This window comes from Calothrix sp. CBUCES-K 9914 (assembly GCF_059640475.1).
In genome coordinates this window covers 1-21,631 of the sequence record NZ_JBXXZH010000162.1, presented here as the reverse complement: position 1 = coordinate 21,631, position 21,631 = coordinate 1, and the positions used below count along the sequence as shown (strand labels likewise).

The window sequence follows — 21,631 nt, the reverse complement described above, 5'->3', positions numbered from 1 at the left end:
CAGGCTACGCTTGGAATCTGCACAAGATTGTGCACGTCAAAGTCACAGGAAAGTGACAGGGTGATGTCGGGTGTGGCGCGGGTTCAGCTCTTGTTTACAGTTTGGTGCAGCTCGACAGCGGGCGGGTGCTGGGCTGTGCATGCTTGCCTGCTTGCATGCATGGTGTCTCGGCAAGTGTGGTTACGGCTGTGCTTTGGCTGCATCTCTACATGCCTGCCCTAGCACCCGTCCACTGCTAGACCTTCACATCTCCCTGCTTTGTCAATGACGGCAGGTGGTGTGTTTTTTTGTTGTCATCTGTTGTGCTAGAGTGAAGCGTGTAGGAGGGGAAGGGGCTGTTGCATGTGCGGAGGATGGCAGCCCGACATGCAGCCATAGATCTCGTGTGCTGATGATATTACTCTCTAGAGTTAAAGACTCATGCATGCGTCATGATGTGTTGACTTCAACATGTCCATCACGTTGTCTTGCAGCGTATGACGGGCTGGTGTGTGCTAGTGTGTTGCTTTAGTGTGTGTGGATACGCATATCCACGCAGGCTATCAGCACACTGCCTTGAAGCAAGCTTCATGGCATGCGTTGGCGTCAGTGCGTGTGAGTATGCAACAGTGCGAAGTGCTGAACAGAATATACGGTCTTATTTGTCTGGCAGCGGTGCTGCCCGCAGACAACAAGGGAAACTACTAGTACGCGATGACCACCTGCATCAATTGTGCAGATGATCAAATGAACAACCCCATGTGTTGTTTGACTGGCTCCCGCTGCATCTGTGATGTGATGCTTGGCCGTCGCCGTGTGTGGGGCGCGTCTGGTGTGCTGTGTTTGCTTCTTCTATCATGCTGTGCTCGTACAGTCTGATTGCTGGCGCTGTTTCGCATGATTTGGGCCGAACAACCACAGCACGTAGTATGGCTCAAAAGTGCCATGCGTGTGTGCTGCTAGCGGCAGCGTATTCGAGTGTTGTCACATTCGCGCTGTTTGGCCTGGCCTGACCAGATTTGACCAGGTCAGCTGTGCGCTGCCAGAACAGCATGCTGCGCGTATTCAGCAGGGATGCACCAGCAGGGGTGCACCGGATTTGGGCACAGATCTGCAGTTGGGTTGAGCTGGTGGTATGAATGACGCAGGACTGCAGCATTGTGTTCTATGGACGTACTTTGGAGGGATTATTTCCCTTGAGCCTTGCTGCGGGGAGGCACATTTGCATCTCATGGATCGGCTGGCAATACGATCAGCCCAGCTTAGAACACTTGGGTATGCCTGGGTGGTGGTGTGAGCATGCCGTGATGTTGTCCATTGCCATATCTGCTGCCAGATGGTGTGGTTGCTTCGCTCGCGTACCAAAGGACGCAGCTATGCAGCTGCAGGGGAAGGGAAGAGGTGCATGCACAGTTGTCTTGTACATCATGAGTTGAGCATGCGTTGGCGCACTAGCAGACGCCCTCTTAGCAATAGAAGGGGTGTGCCTCGTCAGCTACGCAGATTTCACCACAGATAGCCATGCATGCACAGACAGCTTGTGGCGTGCCTTGCGGCATGTGCGCCCAATGTATAGTAGTGTGTTGCGGGTGCACGCATGCAAGACTTGGCACACAAGCAGACACAGCTGCTGTACACATGCAGTGCGAGCAGCAGCATGTAGGCGCGGGTTTTTCTGCCGGGTCCTGTGCAGTTTCAGTTTCTGGCTCCTGAGGGTGGTGTTGCCTGTGCTAGCGGTGCTGTTCTACGCGGTTGGGATACTGTCTCGCCTTGCCTGACATGTTATATCAAAAGTGTGGATGTTGAAGGAAGGTGCTAATTGGTTGACTTGCATACACACTGTAGCATCGTTGCCTCACTGCTTGACTTGCTGCTTGAGGCCGGCCCGTTGTCACTGCCAGCAGCTGTGCAGCACTGTCTGAGCAAGGTGACGAGCACTGCATGTCTTGGACTTTCCACGTCGCATACCACACTGCAGCAGAGCTAGCTTGTTACAGTGGCCGACGCGTCTTTTTCATGGCGGGGACTGCTGCGGGTGCATCAGAAACCGTGGTTTGCTTTAGCTGCACTGCTACGGTTCCTGCGTTGCAGTGTTGTTGCTGGGGACCGACTGTGCTTTTGCGGCAGGCGTTCGAAACCTGCTGTGTGCGCAGGAGCAGGGAAACTTCAATTTCCGTGCAGAGCGAGCTGTTTCAGAACCGGCTCTGTGCACTCTGCCTGCATATGAGGATGCCTCTTGTTACTGCAGTCTTGGCACCAAGATGCACCAGACACCGTGGTATGCTTTGGATGCACTGCTGCGGTTCCTGTGCTGCTGTGTTGTTGCTGGCGAGCAGCTGCACAGCCGTGCACTCTGCCTGCTGCATATGAGGATACATGGCCCTTGTTACTGCAGTTTTGGCATTGGGATGCACAGGCGACGCTGTGTACTCGCTTTGTATGGAGGGGGGCACAATCACACTGCAGGCTGCTTGGTACTTGCCTGCTTTCCGACCGTAGCTTGCAGCAGCAGGAGCCCTTTTGTGCAGCAGCGTCGCTTTTGCAGCACAGCACTGCGCTGCTGCTAGTGTTATTATCTCTGTGGAGCCAGTTTTGCATACTTGTTGTGGCCAACTTGAAGGCAGTGGTGGCATGCCTGATGACCCATGTACAACTTGTCCATTGTGCAGAGTTGTTGCTGGGGCGAGTCCTTGTAGATGCGGTGCGTACTTGCCGTTTGTGATGTGATGATAATGATGGCATGGCCAGGGGTCTTTCGCGCTGAATGACAGCTTGCTGTGGCGTTTCTGCAGCTGGGTTCTATCGTACTACACAGGGGACTTGTGGCACTAGTGCATTGACCGCTGCTTGCACATACTTGCGTGCATGGTTCCAGCCTGGCGATTGCTATGTATATGTGAATGTTGGGCTTTGTTTGACAATGCTTGCGAGCATGCATGAATGATGACGCAACACGCATTAGCTGTGGACACCTGGATTTCCCGCATTGCACCGCATTGAACCTTGTAAAGCATTGCAGCGCTTCGCAGCGCAACACATAGGACGATCACTGCACAGTCATCAACACGCACACTGCTGCATGCGTTTTGTGGCTTGAGTATCTTTGCTCTGTCTGCAGCTTCGGGGACAATGGCAGCATGCGTGCATAATGCACCATGCATTTGCCCGGCTGCATGTGTCATACTACTAGCAGAGGTATGCTACACTGTAGCCCACTTGTTGCTCTTGGTGTGCAACACTATGGGATGGGATGCGTATGTACTTCTGTGCTTCGCCTGATTTGCTGCTGCTTGACTTGGCGCCCCTGAGCAGCACAGTGCACGGACTGATGACTGATTACCACCACAGATTGCACTCCACAGAAGGACGTAAGCATGCTTGAAGCGATTTGATTGCTACCTGTATGCACTTGACATCACAGCCAGCCAGGGTTTTGCTGTCTTTCCCGGTGTGTATCAGCGCTGTGCATGCATGAAGCGGCTGTTGCACATGCTGCGTTCGAACACAACTATGTGTTGCAACATATGCTATAACACAAGCAGTCCAGCAGCAGCCGACAACGGAGTTGCGCACCTTAGCACTGGAGATCTGTTGGTGGTGTCGCCTCTGCACATGATGTTAATCACCGTGTCATTTAGCATGGCGGAGCACCATGTTGCACGCTTGCATTTACGCCCTCGGCGTCAACCTTGTTTGATTTATAACAGTAGGTATCAGGCGGCGGCGTTTTTGGCATTGTGGGTGGCCCCTGGTCTATGCACTGTAGGTTCTGTTGCACCGGCACACCACACTCCCAGCGATACAGTTGGCCACTACGCACATTCAGCGCAGTTTGCTTGCCTTTGGCTGGTAGCTGTGCGTAGACTGGTTGCAGCTGTGGTGTCAGGCTTGCAAGGCCACGGTACTTCTACAGTTGTGATAACATATGTGCGTGCATCTGCTTGGCATCGTTGTTAGCCGTCACTCCAGGCTCCTTCTTTTGTGACGCACTGATGAGCATTCAGCATTGTATTGCATGCATGCATGCAGTACATTGGTGTAGGTGCATGTGATGAGGAACTACTTGCAGTTGCCGTGCGCACAGTGTGTGCACCATCCTGTGCAGCAGGCCTGGTTTTCCCCTTTTCCTGCTTTATGTGCGCGCCTGACGACCGTGCAGATGTGGCTTTTCGATTTAAGCACTTAATGCCATGCAGAAGTTGATGGATTATGCAGTATGCTTTGTACACACTCTGCATTATACAAATCGTGGACGCCTGCAGGATCCTGCTGCTTAGCTTCTGGCAACGTTGAATCTTTACGTTGTCGTGCTGCTATTTGATACAACAGATCTAGCCGGGCCAGGTGTGCACAATCGCTGCTGTGTCTGTCCCCTCTTGCTGCTGTGTTGATCCCCTCTCGCTGCTAAGGGGCTGTCCTCCAGGACATATGCAGTGGATGATGTCTTGTTTTCCTATAATAAAGCGATTGGTGTGCGCTGCAAAGTTGATTGGGGTTTGCTCCCTCTGTCCAGCATGTGACTGTGTAGCATGTGCTTGATGTGGCTCTGCACAATCTGCCCAGCAGTTCAATCATGCAGGTAACAATCCCTTTTGGGTGCATCTCTGCGAACATCGTTAGCCTTGGCTGTTCGGTGTGGGCACAGCTGCTGTGTATTGGGGGCCAGGTGCACGCTCCTGCTTTAGAAGGTGGCATGTTCCACAGAGGAGGCCAACGCAACACAGCGCGCACAAGCAGCGATGTGCACAGCCTGTTACTTTGTGCGTACGATTGAGTATCAGCGGGCGTCATGCTGCCATCGTTTGGCAGTGCTTGCATGATGAGCTGTAGCGGTACTGCCTAATATGTGTTATAACACACCGGTACTGCCTATCATGTGTTACAGCACACCTAGTAGCACAGCAGCTTGGTGACTTTGCAGTTGTCGACACAGCCTTTGCGCGACAAGCCAGTAGCACACCTGCCTGCCAATTGGTGCAAGACTTGTTTCAACGCGAAGCTGTAATTTTGGAAGAGTTAGGTAATAGTAATAATCGGATACCCAAGCTATATGCGTATTTTTCCGAACAAGGTTTGTTCTATTTAGTTCAAGAGTACATTCAAGGTCAAACTCTCACGCAAATGGTGGACTCAGGTGGCGCCGTAAATGAAACGGTAGTGAGAGAGATACTTAAAAACTTATTATATGTTCTTAATTTTGTTCACAGTCGAGGAATTATTCACAGAGATATTAAGCCGGATAATATAATTGTACGCTCATCTGATAATATCCCCGTATTAATTGATTTCGGCGCCGTTCGCGAATCTGTCGGCACAGAATTTAACTCAAAGGGTCATCCAGTAACATCTAAAGTTATTGGTACACCTGGATTTATGCCCGCAGAACAAGCCGCTGGGCGACCTGTATTTAGCAGCGATATATATAGTCTAGGCGTAACGATGATTTACTTGCTCACAGCGAAAACACCCTTGGAGCTACAAACAGATGCTCGAACAGGAGATATTATTTGGCATCAATACGCAATGCATGTCAGCCCAAATTTGAGAATGATTCTTGATAAAGCCATAGCATATCATCTCAATGAACGCTATGTAAGTGTAAAAGAAATGATTGATGCTTTGGAGAACAACTCAGTTCCACCTATACCAAATCGAAATACCGCTCCTCAACCACAATTACAACAATTAGTAGGTGGAGGTGGCACATTTAATACATATATTCCAGTACCACCAGAAATCCAAGGTTGGAACTGGGGAGCTTTTCTCATGGCTGGAATATGGCCATTTTCAAACAAAGTTTGGATTGGATTATTGTCTTGGATACCAATTGTTGGTTTCGTGATGCCATTTATTTTAGGCGCCAAGGGAAACGTTTGGGCATGGAGAAGTAGGCAGTGGAAAAGTTTAGAAGATTTTAAAGCACACCAAAGAGCATGGACTATTGCTGGTAGTACTATGACGGGCATATATGCCTTAATATTTATTTTTGCTCTAAGCATCCCATCATCACCGGAGACAGAAACTACATCGCCGAATACAGCAATAAGACCTGAAGTTCCTATTACACCGACCCCATCAACTACACCTACAACCGAAGCTCTTAAAATTCAAGAAGTTGTCATAGATAATCTGAAAAATTACACATACAAAAATAATTTATTTTCAATTAATGCTCCCCAAGGATGGACACTTAAAGATACCAGCGAGCCAGGAGAAGCAATTGTAACGTGGTTAGATAAAACAGAAAACGGTGCATTTCAAGTCAACGTCTTTGAAGTGAACGATAAAAGAACACAGCAACAACTTAGTGATATGTTACAAAAAGTTGTGAAAAAGCGTTTAGAAAACAAAACAGCCCCTCAAATCTTTAAGCCAGTTTTCTTCGACGGTGGATACGTAAGAATAGTTTGGACTTATAATTACGTTTTAGAAGGAAAGACAGCCGAATTTACAGGTAATAGCTTTATTGTCCAAAGAGGTAAGAAAATATCAATTTATCAATACATTATACCGAGTCAGCAATTTGACAGCTTATCACCGACAATAAAAGAAATCCTTGATAGTTATAAAGTTGACTCACAGGCGCCATTACCTTAAACACATAACTTGAGCATAGTATGTAAGGTGGGGTGGGCAGTGCCCACCAAAGGTTGATATTATGCTTTACGAATTTTTTCAATAGCATCTAGAGTTTTTCGTACCATTTCTGTCTCGCCATCCTTTTTAAATAAGTTTGCAGCGATTTGTAAATCAGAAATAGCTTCTGGTTTACTTCCTAAAGCATGGTGAGTTAGACCTCTAAAGAAATAGGCATAACTAATTGAAGTGTCTAAACTAATACCTTGATCTAAATCAGCTTTTGCTTGTTGATACTTTTCTAACTCAAAATTAGCAAGACCTCTACCAACATAAGCATATTGATTTTTTGGCTCAGTTTCAAGTACTTTACTAAAAGCTTTAACGGCGCCTGCATAATCATTAGATTGTATTAAAGCAAAACCGTTTTCTAAATTACTATTAGTTTTCTGATTCTCTTTAGCTAAATTGGGAGTTATCGCTACAGGGGTGACTAATTTGATTAAATGTGGTTTACGAGCAGCATCTGCATGAGGAACAGATACTGTCAACCCTAGTAAAACTAAAGCAGATGCTAAAGTTTTTAATCTTTTCATTTTACTCTCTCCAATAAAAATAACCACAATGGTCGCGCGTAGGAAATGTGAAAAAATAGAAGCACCCCAAGGTTAAATTTGTTACCTGCAATATAAACACTCTATGGTGTTCTACTTAATATATACTTCTGAGCATAAGTAACTTATGCAATAATTTAGAAAAATTTTCTTGTGGGGTGGGCTTTCTCTTGCCCCGCCCATGTTTGAAACGGGCAAGGATGCCCGTTCCACAATAGGTCAAATTTAATTTTTGGAAGTCCCTTATATCCCTTACCTATGCTTGCCGAATATCAAAAGCAAAGGGGGGTAAAGTCACCTCTACACCTTCAGCAATGCTCACACTCGCGATAAACTTCTCATCCCAATCTCCAACAACACGGGTATATAAAAACGATTCAGTTTGGTCTTCATCGATTTCTTGTTCAACCAAAATTTGAGTTTGATCACTAACTCTTAGTTTCAGATTATAAGGTAAAATATTAGCCTCTGTAGAACCCAGAATTAGCAGTAAGCTCCAAGAATGATTATCAGATGGTAAATCCCATGCTGCTGCGTACACTCGTAGACGTAGACCAGCTAAAAGAAAATTATTATATCCACACCTTGCAAGCGGTGATATTTCTATTCCTTTAGCTTGTAGTTGTGTAGTAATGGCGCCAAATTCTTCTTCAGGACTTCGCATTGTTGTTCTAAGGGGCACCAGTTGAGGTAACAGTGTCCAAGAAAGCGCGCGTCCCACTTCATCTATTTCATTCCACAACCAGCGTCCCAAATTGATGGCAGGTTGAGTAATAATTTTGAGTGTATCTCGTAAAGATATGATATTAGAAGCAGTATTATAAGATGTTTGTAGTTTATATATCCATTCAATCAATTCAGGGGAATTTAAAACAGCACTTCCTTGTTCCCAGCTTAACACTTCCCATATTTCACGTTCTGGCGCCTGTAATTGAGGTAATAATTGTATAATTTGACTTTCCATCGCTGCTAATAGTTGTTTGTTTTCGCCTGAAATAGCAGGGAGAGTAATTGCTTGTGGTTCTAACGCGCGTAAATACAACAGCAAACGATTCAATTCTGTGTCAAACCAAGTTAAAGGAATTTTATATGTCCAGTCAGGTTCAAGAATAGATTGTTGTGCAAGATTTTCGATGAGTTGAGGGTAACTAATAAATCCCCTAACTATACCGCGTTCCTGTTCTTCTAAAACTTCTACTAATATGTAAAAGTGGGGGATAAATTCTGGTGAATCGATAGCTAACCTTGATATTGGTATTTGTTCATCAAATAAACTACCAATTGTAGTCAAAGCCACTTTAAAATTACCAAGTTCTAAATTAGTAACAGTTGGAAGAATGTTTGCGAGCGAAGGTTTAGCAATTGTTGATTTTTCCCAGTTAACCTTAAGCTGACTATCGCGTTCTTCAATCCAGTTTTTGAACGTAAATAATCCTAAAGCATTAATGTAAGTTTGCCAAGTTCGGTCTTCATTTGGAATATGGTTGCTAAATTCAACTGCCTGATTTATGTCAACCGCATCAATAGTTATAGATTCAACTGGTAAGCGTTCAAATTCAAGTGGAAGTAAGTTATTCATAATTTATACCTGTTGTTTACTGGAAGTATTACTTTAGATATATTGTTAATATATATTTGGTAAGTATATAATTTATTTATTCATGGTTTTGAAACTGAAGACTGGAACTGACGACAAAGGCTTTCAGAAAAAACACTTGGAGTCGAATTAGTTTGTATATTTACAGCTTCGATTTCTGAAGAAGATATGACATTAGTAATTTCTTCATTAATTACTGAAGTTATTCGCATCTCTAAATTTTCTAGATTTGAGACGCTAGAATACTGCTTTGCTAAACTAATTACAGACTCTTTTAATTTTATCATCATTGAGTGTTTCACATCGGCACGTAAATCTCCAAGTTTCAATAAACGAGAAACTGCATCTTGCGCGCGTAACCCTAGCTGTTGTGCAATTACACCCATTGATAACCTTTGACAGTGAAATAAAGTAAGTGCAATTAAGTATTGCGACGCTTTATCAGCATTTTTCTTCTTTAAATATTCAAAACGAGCTTTTATAACTGCATTTAAAGCATTATCTAGACAAATTAACATTTGTAAACGATAATTTTCTAAAAAATCTTCTGTTTCATCAGTATTTGAAAGCACATTTTTAGGATTAGAAGTCGAAAACTGCTCAATCAATGTAAAATTGTTTTCCAGCTTTTCATCTAATGAATCAGTAAACACTTTACCACCTCTTGCATAAATTCGATATTCTCGCAACCTAGCAGCAAGATTTTGTAATTTACTTAATGCAGTCTCAATAGATACACTATATATTCCTTTTGTTGCTATCACTTCAGTAATTTCACGCAATTGTGACTCAGTTGGCGCCTTGCATCTTCCCACACTTTGTTTATCATGGCGCCTGCGAAACCGTTCAGCACGATAAACCTTGTGATATGCTTCTAGTAACATATGCGCTTGTTGAATTTCAAATTGAGTCAATCCATGAAAGCTACCTAAAATATCTTGTAACTGCTTAGTTTTAGTATCATTAAGTATTGCCCAGTCGCTGATTAAATACAATCCACGCTGCAATAAAAATTGATTGATTTCATTATGATGCCTGACCTTGCGATTTGTCCAACTACTTAGACTGCTTTTTTCAATATCGAATGATTCTAATATTTCTCTAGCAAAGCAATGATGTTTAATCAATGGTGGAAAAGTGCCATCATCATTTAGAACATAAGTTAGTAAATCACGATGAGTAAAACCGTAAAAAGTACCAAAATCTTTCTCTAGCTTCAAACAAGCTTTTTCGATTTGCCAAGAAATAAAACACAGTAAACAGCGTTGTACTAGTAATCTATCTTGAAAAGCAGAATTTCGATAGAATTTAAGCAATTGTCTCTGAATTTCTATATCTGAAACTTCATTGATATTTGTTGTATCAATATAAGCAGCAAAAAAGTCCTTCGCCATCGGGATTTCTTGGCGAATACAAATTTTCGTGTCCAGCGATACTAAAGTCCAATATTCTCTAGCCATTACTTTTTGGTTTTTACTCAAACTATCTCCACAACTTTTCTGTCTCAATAACTTATAGTTCTAGGAGACTTGAAGATATGCATCTTTGTTGCCCAATCTACGGGACGTGGATATTTTTTCATCGTTGTTAACATGGCAGTACGCAATGCTGCTGCCTTATCGGGATTTTTGCGTAAATTAGTGTAAAATTCAGTCATTAAAAATTCTGTGGATTTATCGTCTACTGCCCACAGGGAAACGACGATACTAGGAACACCAGCACTGATTAAGGAACGAGATAGTCCAAGAATTCCATCACTTGTGATTCTTCCTTGACCAGTATTACAAGCACTCAACACAACTAGTTCAGCGTTTAGCTTCATGTTTATTATTTCTAGGGATGTGAGCAAGCTTTCTTTGTTATCAACAGATGGAGCAAGTGCTATTGCCCCTATTGGAGCAGAGGAATTATCGTCTGTAGTTACTGTACCTAGTAATCCATGTGTTGCGAAGTGAACAATTCTGGATTTAAGCATTTTTTCTACAACGACTGTTTTAGTTGCTTGGTTTCCAATAAGTGGGTTAGTATTAAACAACTGAGCAACTGCTTTTGCTTCTCTCTCTGCTCCAGGTAGACTAGGTAATTGAATAGCCTTTACGTTAGAACCACCTATTTCAATATCAATAGATGCGTTATTATCAGGGTCTTTATCCAGCATTTGTTGAAGTATATAACGTAATTTTTCTACATTTCTGCTTAATTCCAAAGTATCTTCTGTCGCAGTAAATACGGTCGGCATAGTGGGATTTCCAATCACCAAGATATCGTTGTAATTATTAGTTTGTTTTGAGAGTTGCTGTCGCTCGTGAGTAAAAGGAAGTACTTGGATAGCAGGAGCAGTGATAATTGTGTGTTTTTCTATTAAGTACTTACCGTTATTATCTTGCAAAGATGGAAAAGGTATTAAAAATAAAGATTGATGAGGAACGAATATTACATGTTGATTGGGGTCTTTTGGTAATAAATTAGCGATAGGCTGAATTAATATTTTATGAAGTTTTTGCAATCCTTCTTTCTGTTGAATTATTGTTTTAGAGCTAGGATTATAATTTAGTTGCAAACCACGAAAATCTCCGGCACCAATAGATTTACGAATATCAACAATATAATCTGCCAAAGATTCTGGACAAACTTTTTCTTTACATTCCCATAATGGTTGCAGGTCAACTTGTTTAAATATTACTTCTCCTGTAGGTTTAATGACCCAAATAAAAAGCTTTGATTCACGATTTAAATCGCTTTCGTCTTCAATTACTGTATATTGAACTAAGGTAGCGTTCTGTTGTTTAGCAATTTGCTTAACTTTTTCGATAGAAGGTGGAGCAATAGTAGGATTCGTTGCGGTAACTGCTCTAAGATTTTCTTTAGTTAGTAGTTTTGCGAAAACCCTCGCGCGTCCTTGCTCAGAAACTTCTAACGCTTCATTATATTTATTTGCTTTTACGAGAATACTTTCTAATAAACGATAGATTCTCGCCAAATCATTAAAATATGCAACTCGATAAAAATCATTATCGCCTAAAAGTTCTAACTGATTTTCCATTTTAGAAATTACAGTACGAATTACTTTTTCAGCTTCATCAATTTGATTTGCTTTCAGTAAATAAATGCCGAGATTTCTAAGGGTATTAATTTCTCCAGATTGGAAATTTTGTTTTTGAAATATTGTGAAAGAGCGTTGAGCATAGTCAATAGCTTTGGGATAATTGCCTAAATTATAATACATTTTACCCAAATTAGAGTAGGCAGAAGCTTCTCCTTGCCAATCTTGAGTTTGTCGTGCCAAATTTAAGCGTTGTTCATAATAGTAAACTGCTTTTTTAGAATCGCCTAAAACATTGTATGCATTAGCCATATTTCCTAAAAGCACCCCTTTAATTTTATAAGATTCAGCTATATTTTTTTGAACAATATTTAAACCTTTTTCATAGTTTTCAATTGCTTTTTTGGGATTACCTAATTCAATATAGACTGGACCAAGGCTATTGTAAATTAATGCTTGATGTTCAAAATCATCAAAAAAATCTGCGGTTAATAATGCTTTTTCGTAATTATCAATTGCCCTTTGATAATCCTTTAACGCAAAGGATGTCAATCCAATCTCATACAAAATTTTTGCCTCACCGTTAGCATCTTTTATTTTTATATAAATTGACAGTGCTTTTTGGTAAAACTGCAATGCAGCTAATAGTTTACCTTTATCATGTAGTTCAATACCTTGCCTCTGTAATTTTTGTGCTTCTGATTGTAGACTTAATTCTTTGCGAGCATTTGAAGCTTTTTTAGAGAATTCTTGAGCTTTTTCATGCTGTCCTAGTTTTTTATATACTAAACTCATTTTGTTAAAACTTATTTCTTCTCCTTCTTTATCGCCTAATTTTCTTTGAATATCTAAAGCTTGCTTATAAACTTCTAGAGCTTTGGTATATTGTTCTAGTTTTATATGAACATCTCCCATATTAGTGAGAACTATTGATTCTTCTAAAAGAGCGCGAATCTCCTTAGTAATCACCAAAAGTCTTTGAAATATCTTTAAAGCTTCTTGTAGTTGATTATTTTTGAACTGTTCAATACCTAACTTATGAAGCCGTATTGCTTCTTTTCTGCGTTCTTGTTTTGTTTGGGACTGCGCGTAAGCGGGTTCAACGATTTGCGTGATAATTAGCAAGGGTAAACTAAACGATAGCAGCAGACACATTACAATCAATCTTTTCATTGTTTAATCCTCCAGCAAATTAATAATTTATAATTTATTCTTATTTTGTAGGGTGGGCAGTGCCCACCTTACTTTACTACTTCAAATGTAATCGTCATCACAGCTAGTTTCTTAGTATCAGCACCGTTAACACCAGAGGGTAGCTGTATTGTTTCGGAATTATTTCTGCTACGAGTAGTTCTATCTAAGTCATCGAGTAAACTGTTGGTTAAATTTAAAAATTCGTCTCCGGTAACAGTTGCTATTAAACCACGTTTATTAAGTCCTCTTTCAGTTGCTAAGGTTTTTATAATGTCAACAGAACCAGTTAATGGAGCAGTACTGGCAATAACAAGTACTTCTGCAAATCCTAATGGTTCAACAATATTGATGGTTGTCTCCCTATGTTCGGGGTTGGGAACTAATATTTCTTGTCCTGCTTCTATGGACACGGCGCCTTCTAACCTATCGTAAGGAAAAATAATATCCATTCCCCCAGCATTATCCACACCTAGAATATTCAGGTAAAGCGGTATTGATTCAAAATTTGTAACTTTGAAGGTAATTTGTTTTCCCACAGGTAATTTTGGTATAACTGAGCTAAAATTAGTTAAATTAATTCCTGTATTTTTTCTACCACGAGTTGTAAAAGCCTGTGCAACGGTTTTTTTACTATCAGTAACAATCATCGAAACAGCTACATTTATTTGTGATGTATTGGTGTTGCCTAATGCTTGTTTAATAACTCTTGCTGCAAGAAATGATTTGAGTTTCGGTTGCAAGCGTTGAACTGCGGCGCCCACTGTTTCGTTTGAAGAACCAAAAGAACTGGCTATAATTGCATCTGAAGTAGGTAAGAATAAACCAAAGCTACCAACAGCAGGTAAATCTGATATACGTTTTTGCTTTAATTCCTTATACTTGGTTTGAGTCATACGACCAAATATATATTGCACTTCCTGTTGTCTTAATGCTACTGCTTCGATGCGAGGTATAGCTTGTAATGCTTGTTTTGCTTGTGCAATAGTACTACTATCAAGCGAAGCATCATCAAGTCCTATTTTCAAACTGAAATTTTTAGGAACAGCACGAACACGTTCTTGTAAAAGCATTCCTGTATTTAATTTTGTTAGCGCGCGTCCCGTATTGAGTAATTTACCCTTAGCAGCTAATCCATTACGAGAGTCAATTTGTACTTGTCCTTGTTTCTTGCCTTGGCTATCTACAACTGTTAAAATAGTATTGGCGCCATAAGCTTCGATATTTTGTAAATTTACTCCACCTAACCATAAATCTACTTCGTTGCCATTAACTAAAGTAACAACAGCTTCGGCTGGAATAGGTTTAATTGGTAAAAAGAATATTGGAGAGTTAGGATTTTTTACATTAGCTTCAACTTCTAGTTCTTGAAAACCTCGGTTCTCAAATGCTAACTTAGAAACATTCTGACTTACAATCTCAAAAGTTTTTTGAAAAGACTCACTACGATTTTGCAACCAAAGGTATTGAGTCAAGCTCGAAGTAAAAGCTCCAGCACTAACATTACCAAATTTACCATCCAAAGCAAGTTGGTCACGTTTTGCAGCAGTGATTACAATACCCTTAGCAACATTTTTTCTACGTTTATCAATAAATTCTGCTTGTGAAAGCCCGGTTTGTGATAATAATTTACGTTGTTCCTCATATTCTGCGGGACTAGGTAAGAAACTATCTTTATAATCGCGCGAACGCACAATAAAATTACCCCGTTTTGCACCTCCTGAGTGACAACTATCTAGCACCACAGTTACGTTTTCTGTTTTTAATGCGTACATAAGTAAAAACAGCGTATGTCCCATGATATCTTGTACTACTCCACCATCCGCAGGCAAAGAACTATCGATGGGGACAAGGGTACTATTAAGTCCATCAGGCATATCTTTGTCTCTATCTTGTACCCGTGACCCATGACCAGAAAAGTGAAATACTACTACATCTCCAGGTTTAGCTTGTTTAATTAAATGCTCATTAAACGCTTGTAAGATACCTTGGCGTGTAGCTTGTGCATTGGTCAAAGTCAAAATATCTTCTTTATTAAACCCAAAGCGATGAGTTAATAACTCTCGTTGTAGTGCAACATCGTTAAGGCACCCCCATAGAGGTGTAATATCATTTTTATATTCATTGATTCCTACGAGTAAGGCTAGCTTACGGGGTGTACTTTGCGACAAAGCTTTTGCGTAACGTTGGCTCTGGTGTATTATATCAAGCTGGCTAATAGCCATTGTGAAGGCAGTAGAACCAGCGAATTGTAAAAATTGACGACGTTTAATGTAAGGCATGGCAATTTTAGATTTTGAATTGGCATTACCGCGTAGATGCAAAAATCTGTAACGCGCGTTAAGCCTGTGATGTTGAACCACAGGCTGTGTTTAGAGTAAGTTAAGTTAAGTTAAGTTAAGTTAGAATATATTAAATTGACTTAGCTAATTTCTTTAATTAAGTCAAGTGCATCTTTAGCGTCATCAGTTTTTCCTTGCTTCTGGTAAAGGTCAGCAGCAGTTCGCAAATCAGAAATAGCTGCCTGTTTGTTTCCTAGATAACCTTGGCTAATACCTCGCCAGTAGTACGCATGAGCATATTGTGGTTCAAGTTTTACAGTTTGATTTAAATCAAGAAGTGACTTTTGATATTGCTTGAGATGAACGAGAGCAAAGCCTCTACCAAAATAAGCATAATGTAATTTAGGATTAATTTCTATCGCTTGGTCAAAATCGTTAATTGCGGGCTGATAATTTTTTGAACCGATGTAAGCAAAGCCCCGTATAACATAAGCTGAGAAATTTTTAGCATCAATCTTTAGGACTGTATTACAATTCTCAATAGCTTTATTATAGTCTCCACTTCCTACATTTTCGGACGCTGTATCTAACAGTTTTTCGATGTTATTAGTATCGCTATCTGAATTAGAAGCAGGTGCCTGTAGTGGTTTTGTCTGTGCTAAAAGTAAGGTTTCAGACTTGTACTGGTCGAGAGCAAACACTTTGGGGCTGGAAACGACGGCACCTAATAGTACGATACCAAGAGTTAATGTGAGTTTCTTCATTGGACTTAGTTTTTGGTGAAAGATAAATGTAACTATTTTTGTCTCTTACCTATATATATTTCTGAGGGACGAGAGGTTATGCAAAATTTTTCATACTAAAAGCTGCTTGTTGGGTGTAGGATAGGTTAATTACGGGGAACATAATTCCTTATTTTTAATAATTTCCGCGCGCAATTTAATTAGCTCAGGTGAAGGGTTTTTGACGGAGAAAGCTTGTTGTAATGCGTCGGAGGTCAACTGAGGTTCTTGGTTTAAGAAGTATTTGGCTTTCTTTAACGCAATAGTTTCTGCATTTGCTTGCTTTGCTCTCTCTTGTTGTTCTAGTTTTATTAATTCATTGGTGATACGCTGTCGCTGTTGGGGTTCCATAATTTTAAATTGGATATTTGCTTTCCATGACTGTTCGCTAGCTATTAACCAACTGTAGGTTTTGGAAGGTTCTAAAGCTTTCTCTATGTAAGTTGCATGTGTTTGTCCTTCGACATTTTTAGTCCAAAAAGGTTGAGGACTAGCTGGAGAAAGTCCTATTTTCTTTAAGTTACCTTGCCATACTAAAAATGGACGGTCGCTCCATATTGTTTCGTTAAAGTTTGGAGTGATGATACAAATATCATTTATGATTGGACGCGGGGCGCCTTTACCTGTTCCTACAGGAGGTTTTCTGTTTACAATGCTCTTCCAAATACTTTCCCAAGAAAAATCTGCTTGCGTTGAGGGGGTTTCAGCATGAGATACTTGATTTAATGGACTAATAACACATCCAACTGCAATCACCGACAACGCGAAGCCTGAAAACATTAATTTATAATTATTCATACACTTTTTTCCTTACAAGAGCGGGTAAGCAATACATCCACAAGGTAAATGTTGGTAAAAACCAAGGTAAAATAATCGCTACTGCTGATAGATATATTTGTAGACTAATTAGTCCATAAATTCCTGTGAGTAGTGAAAGTAACATGAACCACTGCCAACGATGACGTGGGTTTTGACGTAATATATGGTAAAGATATTTTCCAAGTAATACGGCAATTCCAATCATCCATATATCAGGAATAGGTATAACCAATCTCTGTTTTAGTAAATGATGCGTCATATATGCATGGATTTCACCACCTGGTACAATTAGGCTATTATTGCCTTGTTGATGGCGCCAAAATTCTAGTGCAAGTGGTAAATCAAAGTTATCTTCCTTATCTTTCGACATTCCCGCTTCCCCATATCCTCCTGCTGCAATAATAACTACTTGTTGTTGAATATTCTTTAAATCAGAATTATCACTTTGTTCTAGAAGTTTCCAAGCTGGTATGGATTGATAGACCTGGTTGGGAGGAATAGAAAAATCAATGATTGGGTGTAACCACATCTGACCAATAATATAGCTTGATTCTGTGATAGGTTGCAAGCGAGAACGTTGTGAATTTAAAATAGAATAATTGTTCGATTTATTTTGGATAAAGTAATTATTTAAATCTTGCTTAAAATTTGATTTATTATATAGCTTTGGCTGCAAACTCGATAGAGTCAATAAACTAGAAAAGCTTAATATTTCTAAATTTGAATCAAATGATGGTAAAAGTTGCATATAGCAAGGTACACGCTGTATTTTATCACAAAATAGAATTTCAATTTCACCATCTAAACTCCAATTAGGGCTAGCTATACTTGGTACAACTTTTCGCCATTCACCAGTATCAGAATGAGTTGCGGCAAATGTAAACCAAGTTGGAGTCGGAGCATTAACTCCATTTTTAATTGATTGGGCTAATGTTTTATCTTCTGCTTGATTATACCTATCAAAAAGAAAGTCAATACCGATTGTTTTTGCTCCTTGCGTTGTCAGCTTATCAACTAAACTTGCAACATATTTACGATTCATCGGTCTAGGATTGGTAATTCTAGCATTTTCTATAGACTTTTCATCGATATTTACCAATAAAACTGGTGGATATTCTTGTTTACCAATTTGTCCTGTAACTCCACGGTATAAAGACTGCATCCACAATCTATTACCTAATAAATAGCCCTGTACAGGTAATTGTAAACTAACTATAGATAAAGCCAAAAGCGCTGCTGCTTCTTTGCGACTTGGTATAATTTTTTTGAGTTTATCTTTAATTCCAATTGATTCTGGACGAAATAGAGGTGCTTCCGGATGCCGAAATAAAGAGGGAATTAAATAAGCACTTGGATAAGTTAGATTCATTTCGTTCTTCAAATACTGGGAAGCTGACAACAAAGCTTCATGAACATCTTTAAATTCTGCCAAAGTTTGCATAAATTGCACGAAAAACTTCTCTGCAACGCTATTATGAATCGGTTCGCGCATCACTGCTACTTGACTTATACCTACGTCGATTAGAGAATTAGCGATATTTAACCCGTTGCAAGAATTAAAGATTGCGAATTTTAAACCTTTTTGAACAGCAACAGTTAAAAAAGGAGCAATTTCAATCATTGACAAAGCAGTATTCGGTGCAATTGCGATTTCTCCACCCGTTAACTTAGTTTCGTTACTGTGACCAGCAAAAAATAATATATCCCAACCTGTTTCTGAAATAAGAGCTTCCTTGATCTCATTTTTCAATTCCAGAATATTCTTATCTTGCTCCCATCCAACAAATTTTACATCAGCTATAGATTTTAACTTATGTATTGCCTCTTTTTCCGTTTTAAACTTTAATCCCCTATCATCGCCTAAAATTGCTAATATCCTAACTTTACGATGGCGCCTATTATTAATATATTGTGATTCAATCGCTTTACGAATATTAACAGAAGTACGCGCGATACGAATCTTACCAGAAGCAAGCGCAAACTCTGTACCAATTTCCCACACTTCCCAAGGTAAACGCTCTAAATCAATAGTATTACAAGTGATAAAAACATTTATATGTTCTGGATTAAGAGCAAGTGAATTGTTAGTAGCTTGTTGGACTGCTGCATTTGCCATGACCATCCTTAACTCATATAGCTCCCCACTGCGTAACCATTTATGAAACTCAGATAACAACTGAGCTTCAGCTTGAACTAAACAAGCATGTAAATCAACAGACGGTGCAGCAATAATCCCACAATCCGCTACCTTACCACGTAATGAAGCTTGGTTGTAATAACTTAAATAAGAACGTTGCCACTCAAAATAAAGTCGCGTTAAATTCTCTGGATAAGGAATAGAAACGCGCAAACGTTGTCCTTTTCCCCAAGTCAGTTCAAATAAGCAAACTCGTTCATTACGTTCAATTATCAGATGGAAGTCGCTCATGTTAGAGAGTTAGGAGTTAGGAGTTAGGAATTAGGGGGAGCTATATCTTTATATACTTCTGCAAAACGTCAGGTTATGCAAAAATTTAAAATTGTCTTCAGGATTATTACGGTAGTTTTAAAGGATAAGAAGTTTGTAATGATGCGAACAATTTGAGACTGGCGCCAGGGATATCTACCCCCAACCCTTTCAAAGAATAGTGAAAACCGAACAACACAGATATATTCGGTCTTCACATTTAGAACTACCACTGTAAAGAGAGTATATTCCAATATATGGCACCATACCATCAAGACTGGTGCCATTTACATCAATAAAAGTGTTTTTCTAACACTAATAGTCCATGTAACCGCGCGTCGTGAACCGATGAGAGTATGTTTAATTTGTTCACGTTCCGGCGCCAAATTACCAGTAGGTAAAGCTCATGGCATGGTAGTTACTAAGGACAAATATTTGTATCTCTTTGACAGGATACGCAATAACGTAGAAGTTTTTAGAGTCGATAAAAAGCTTGAATATCAAGGAAGCTACAGTTTGAAAAATTCAGGCGCCTGTAAAAGTACTTTAAACGCAGTCAGTGAAGATGACCCAACTCCAGATTTAGCAGATTTAGATTTAAAACATAAGACAATTTATGCTGCTTTACGTGGTACTCTGCCTCAATCTGTAGCTCATACTGCGGTAGGAAGTTGTCCAGGGTTGGGAATTATTGATTTAGACAATAAAAAAGCAGGTCGCTTAACTCATGTTTTACCTACATTCATCGGAAGTGGTGATAGTAAAGATAACTTAAGTGACCCTCACGCTGTCACTCTTGTTAAAAATTAAGCTGCATTTAGCCCCTACGCTCCGTAACAGGCACCGCTAAAATGAGAAACATCTACGATCCGATGCTCCCGAAGCGCGTCAATATACGAGGGGTGCCAATTGCTTACGCTTCACCGGATTACAATTTTCAAGTGTAAGCCCTTGGCAAAATAAATTCTTATGCTATATTGTGTATGGGTGACTAGCTCAATGGTAGAGCATAGGACTCTTAATCCTCAGGTTCTGGGTTCGAGACCCAGGTCACCCACCTCGTTGTGTCGAGTAACACATTAATTGTCGTCGTTAACAGATTTATGTCGCCGAAATAGTGATTGTTTAGTGTAATCACGTATACGTAATTGACTGCAATGGAAGAATGATTAAGACATAACCTAACGATCGCATATTTGCAAGCTGGGTGCCAGCTACTGTCACTATTGAGAATATCTAGCAACTTGATTAGATTTAGGAGCTAATGCAATGTTTCGTGCGATAATAGCAGGCTGATTGATATAACCTTTGTAATATTCATCTTGGATATTCAGTTTAAAATCACGCTCAATTTTTGGAATATTATCTAGTCTACGAACTTGACCTGTTATTTGAACTTCTGTACTTCTATCTTTCGGTAAATTAAATGGTACACCGGAAGCATTAATCACTAAAATGGGTTTGCCACCAAAAAAGCGTCTATCTGCAACAGTAAAAGAGCGTAACCCAACACGTTGAACAGCTTTGCTTCTAATTGTCACGTTTTTACCAACAAAATTATCGGTATCGCGCGCAATTTCAGCGGTATTAGTAATTTTTTGGGTTGTATTTTGATTAGAATTAAAAAATCCGCTATCTCTAGTCAACATAGCTAATACAACAAGTATACCCAAAACCCCTATATCTCTAATACATTGAGATGTACTATCGTCGTAAGCATTATTGGCTTTAATAGCTCCCTTAGCTGCATCACCACTTTTCTGAATTTGATTCATAACTCTAACCGCCTTGTACTAGCTTGTTTGAACAACCTACTTAATTTTTATACTGAAGAGTTTGATTGGTCTTTCTATCTCAAGAGCGGTTTCATAGTAATTTCGGGTAGATATTCGCGCGCGAGTAGCAACGGAACAGAAAACCGGGATAAGAAAATATTGCTTCAAATTGGCTGTTCAACCATGTTATTATTGTTGGGTTACGCAAAGCCTCCATTCAACCTACAAGTATTCTATAGTAGTTCTTCTATTTCAGCATATGCATGTACTAAACTCTTGGAGAGTTGACGAATCAAAAATTCTTGAAAGACGACACTCACTTGGGCATTTTCTTGTTGCATTTTGTAAAGGTTAGTTTTTGTTAAGTAATATATACTGTTAAGCTTTGGGAGGTTAATGGAAAGCTTTTGAAAGAATCTAAACAAAAGTATGGGGATTTTATTACTGATATCAGCTTTAGTCCCAATGGTAAAAGAATAGTAAGCGCAAGCGCAGATAGAACCGTAAAGAGCTTACGAAAGGTAAAC

The 21,631-nt window shown here is 40.0% G+C and carries 12 protein-coding genes and 1 tRNA gene; 4 read left to right on the top strand and 9 right to left on the bottom strand.

From position 1 onward, the window contains the following. Positions 1-4,821 precede the first annotated feature (4,821 nt). A complete protein-coding gene (locus tag AC2JBO_RS29045; RefSeq protein ID WP_496957102.1) occupies positions 4,822-6,576 on the top strand; it encodes a protein kinase domain-containing protein in 1,755 nt (584 codons plus the stop codon). 59 nt (positions 6,577-6,635) lie between these two features. On the opposite strand, the gene AC2JBO_RS29040 is transcribed toward AC2JBO_RS29045, so the two are convergent. From AC2JBO_RS29040 to AC2JBO_RS29005, 8 genes are all read right to left on the bottom strand, one after another. Further along, a complete protein-coding gene (locus AC2JBO_RS29040) occupies positions 6,636-7,151 on the bottom strand; it encodes a tetratricopeptide repeat protein (RefSeq protein WP_496957100.1) in 516 nt (171 codons plus the stop codon). Positions 7,152-7,425: 274 nt separating this feature from the next. Beyond that, a complete protein-coding gene (locus AC2JBO_RS29035) occupies positions 7,426-8,748 on the bottom strand; it encodes a DUF1822 family protein (protein ID WP_496957099.1) in 1,323 nt (440 codons plus the stop codon). A gap of 80 nt (positions 8,749-8,828) precedes the next feature. After that, positions 8,829-10,247 (bottom strand): hypothetical protein, encoded by a 1,419-nt coding sequence (locus AC2JBO_RS29030; RefSeq protein WP_496957098.1) that lies wholly within the window; start codon positions 10,245-10,247, stop codon positions 8,829-8,831. Between the two features lie 23 nt (positions 10,248-10,270). Continuing rightward, on the bottom strand, positions 10,271-12,982 hold the full coding sequence (locus tag AC2JBO_RS29025; RefSeq protein ID WP_496957097.1) for a CHAT domain-containing protein: 2,712 nt from the start codon (positions 12,980-12,982) through the stop codon (positions 10,271-10,273). A gap of 68 nt (positions 12,983-13,050) precedes the next feature. Then, positions 13,051-15,363: a caspase family protein gene (locus AC2JBO_RS29020; RefSeq protein WP_496957096.1), complete on the bottom strand. Its 2,313-nt coding sequence runs from the start codon at positions 15,361-15,363 to the stop codon at positions 13,051-13,053. Between the two features lie 59 nt (positions 15,364-15,422). Beyond that, complete coding sequence (locus AC2JBO_RS29015) at positions 15,423-16,046, bottom strand: tetratricopeptide repeat protein (RefSeq protein WP_496957095.1); 624 nt, start codon at positions 16,044-16,046, stop codon at positions 15,423-15,425. Positions 16,047-16,175: 129 nt separating this feature from the next. Further along, on the bottom strand, positions 16,176-16,862 hold the full coding sequence (locus AC2JBO_RS29010) for a hypothetical protein (RefSeq protein ID WP_496957094.1): 687 nt from the start codon (positions 16,860-16,862) through the stop codon (positions 16,176-16,178). Next, positions 16,855-19,311: a CHASE2 domain-containing protein gene (locus AC2JBO_RS29005; RefSeq protein WP_496957093.1), complete on the bottom strand. Its 2,457-nt coding sequence runs from the start codon at positions 19,309-19,311 to the stop codon at positions 16,855-16,857. The genes AC2JBO_RS29010 and AC2JBO_RS29005 overlap by 8 nt, the downstream gene beginning before the upstream one ends. Positions 19,312-19,677: 366 nt before the next feature. Between AC2JBO_RS29005 and AC2JBO_RS29000 the strand changes: the two genes are divergently transcribed. After that, a complete protein-coding gene (locus tag AC2JBO_RS29000) occupies positions 19,678-20,139 on the top strand; it encodes a hypothetical protein (RefSeq protein WP_496957092.1) in 462 nt (153 codons plus the stop codon). 175 nt (positions 20,140-20,314) lie between these two features. Then, a tRNA-Lys gene (locus AC2JBO_RS28995) sits at positions 20,315-20,386 on the top strand. Positions 20,387-20,552: 166 nt separating this feature from the next. On the opposite strand, the gene AC2JBO_RS28990 is transcribed toward AC2JBO_RS28995, so the two are convergent. Then, the gene (locus AC2JBO_RS28990; protein WP_496957091.1) at positions 20,553-21,104 is read right to left on the bottom strand and encodes a hypothetical protein; all 552 of its coding nucleotides are present in this window, start codon (positions 21,102-21,104) and stop codon (positions 20,553-20,555) included. A 407-nt stretch (positions 21,105-21,511) separates the two neighbouring features. On the opposite strand from AC2JBO_RS28990, the gene AC2JBO_RS28985 reads away from it, so the two are divergent. Continuing rightward, the coding region (locus AC2JBO_RS28985; protein WP_496957101.1) for a hypothetical protein at positions 21,512-21,631 on the top strand (120 nt) is incomplete at its 3' end.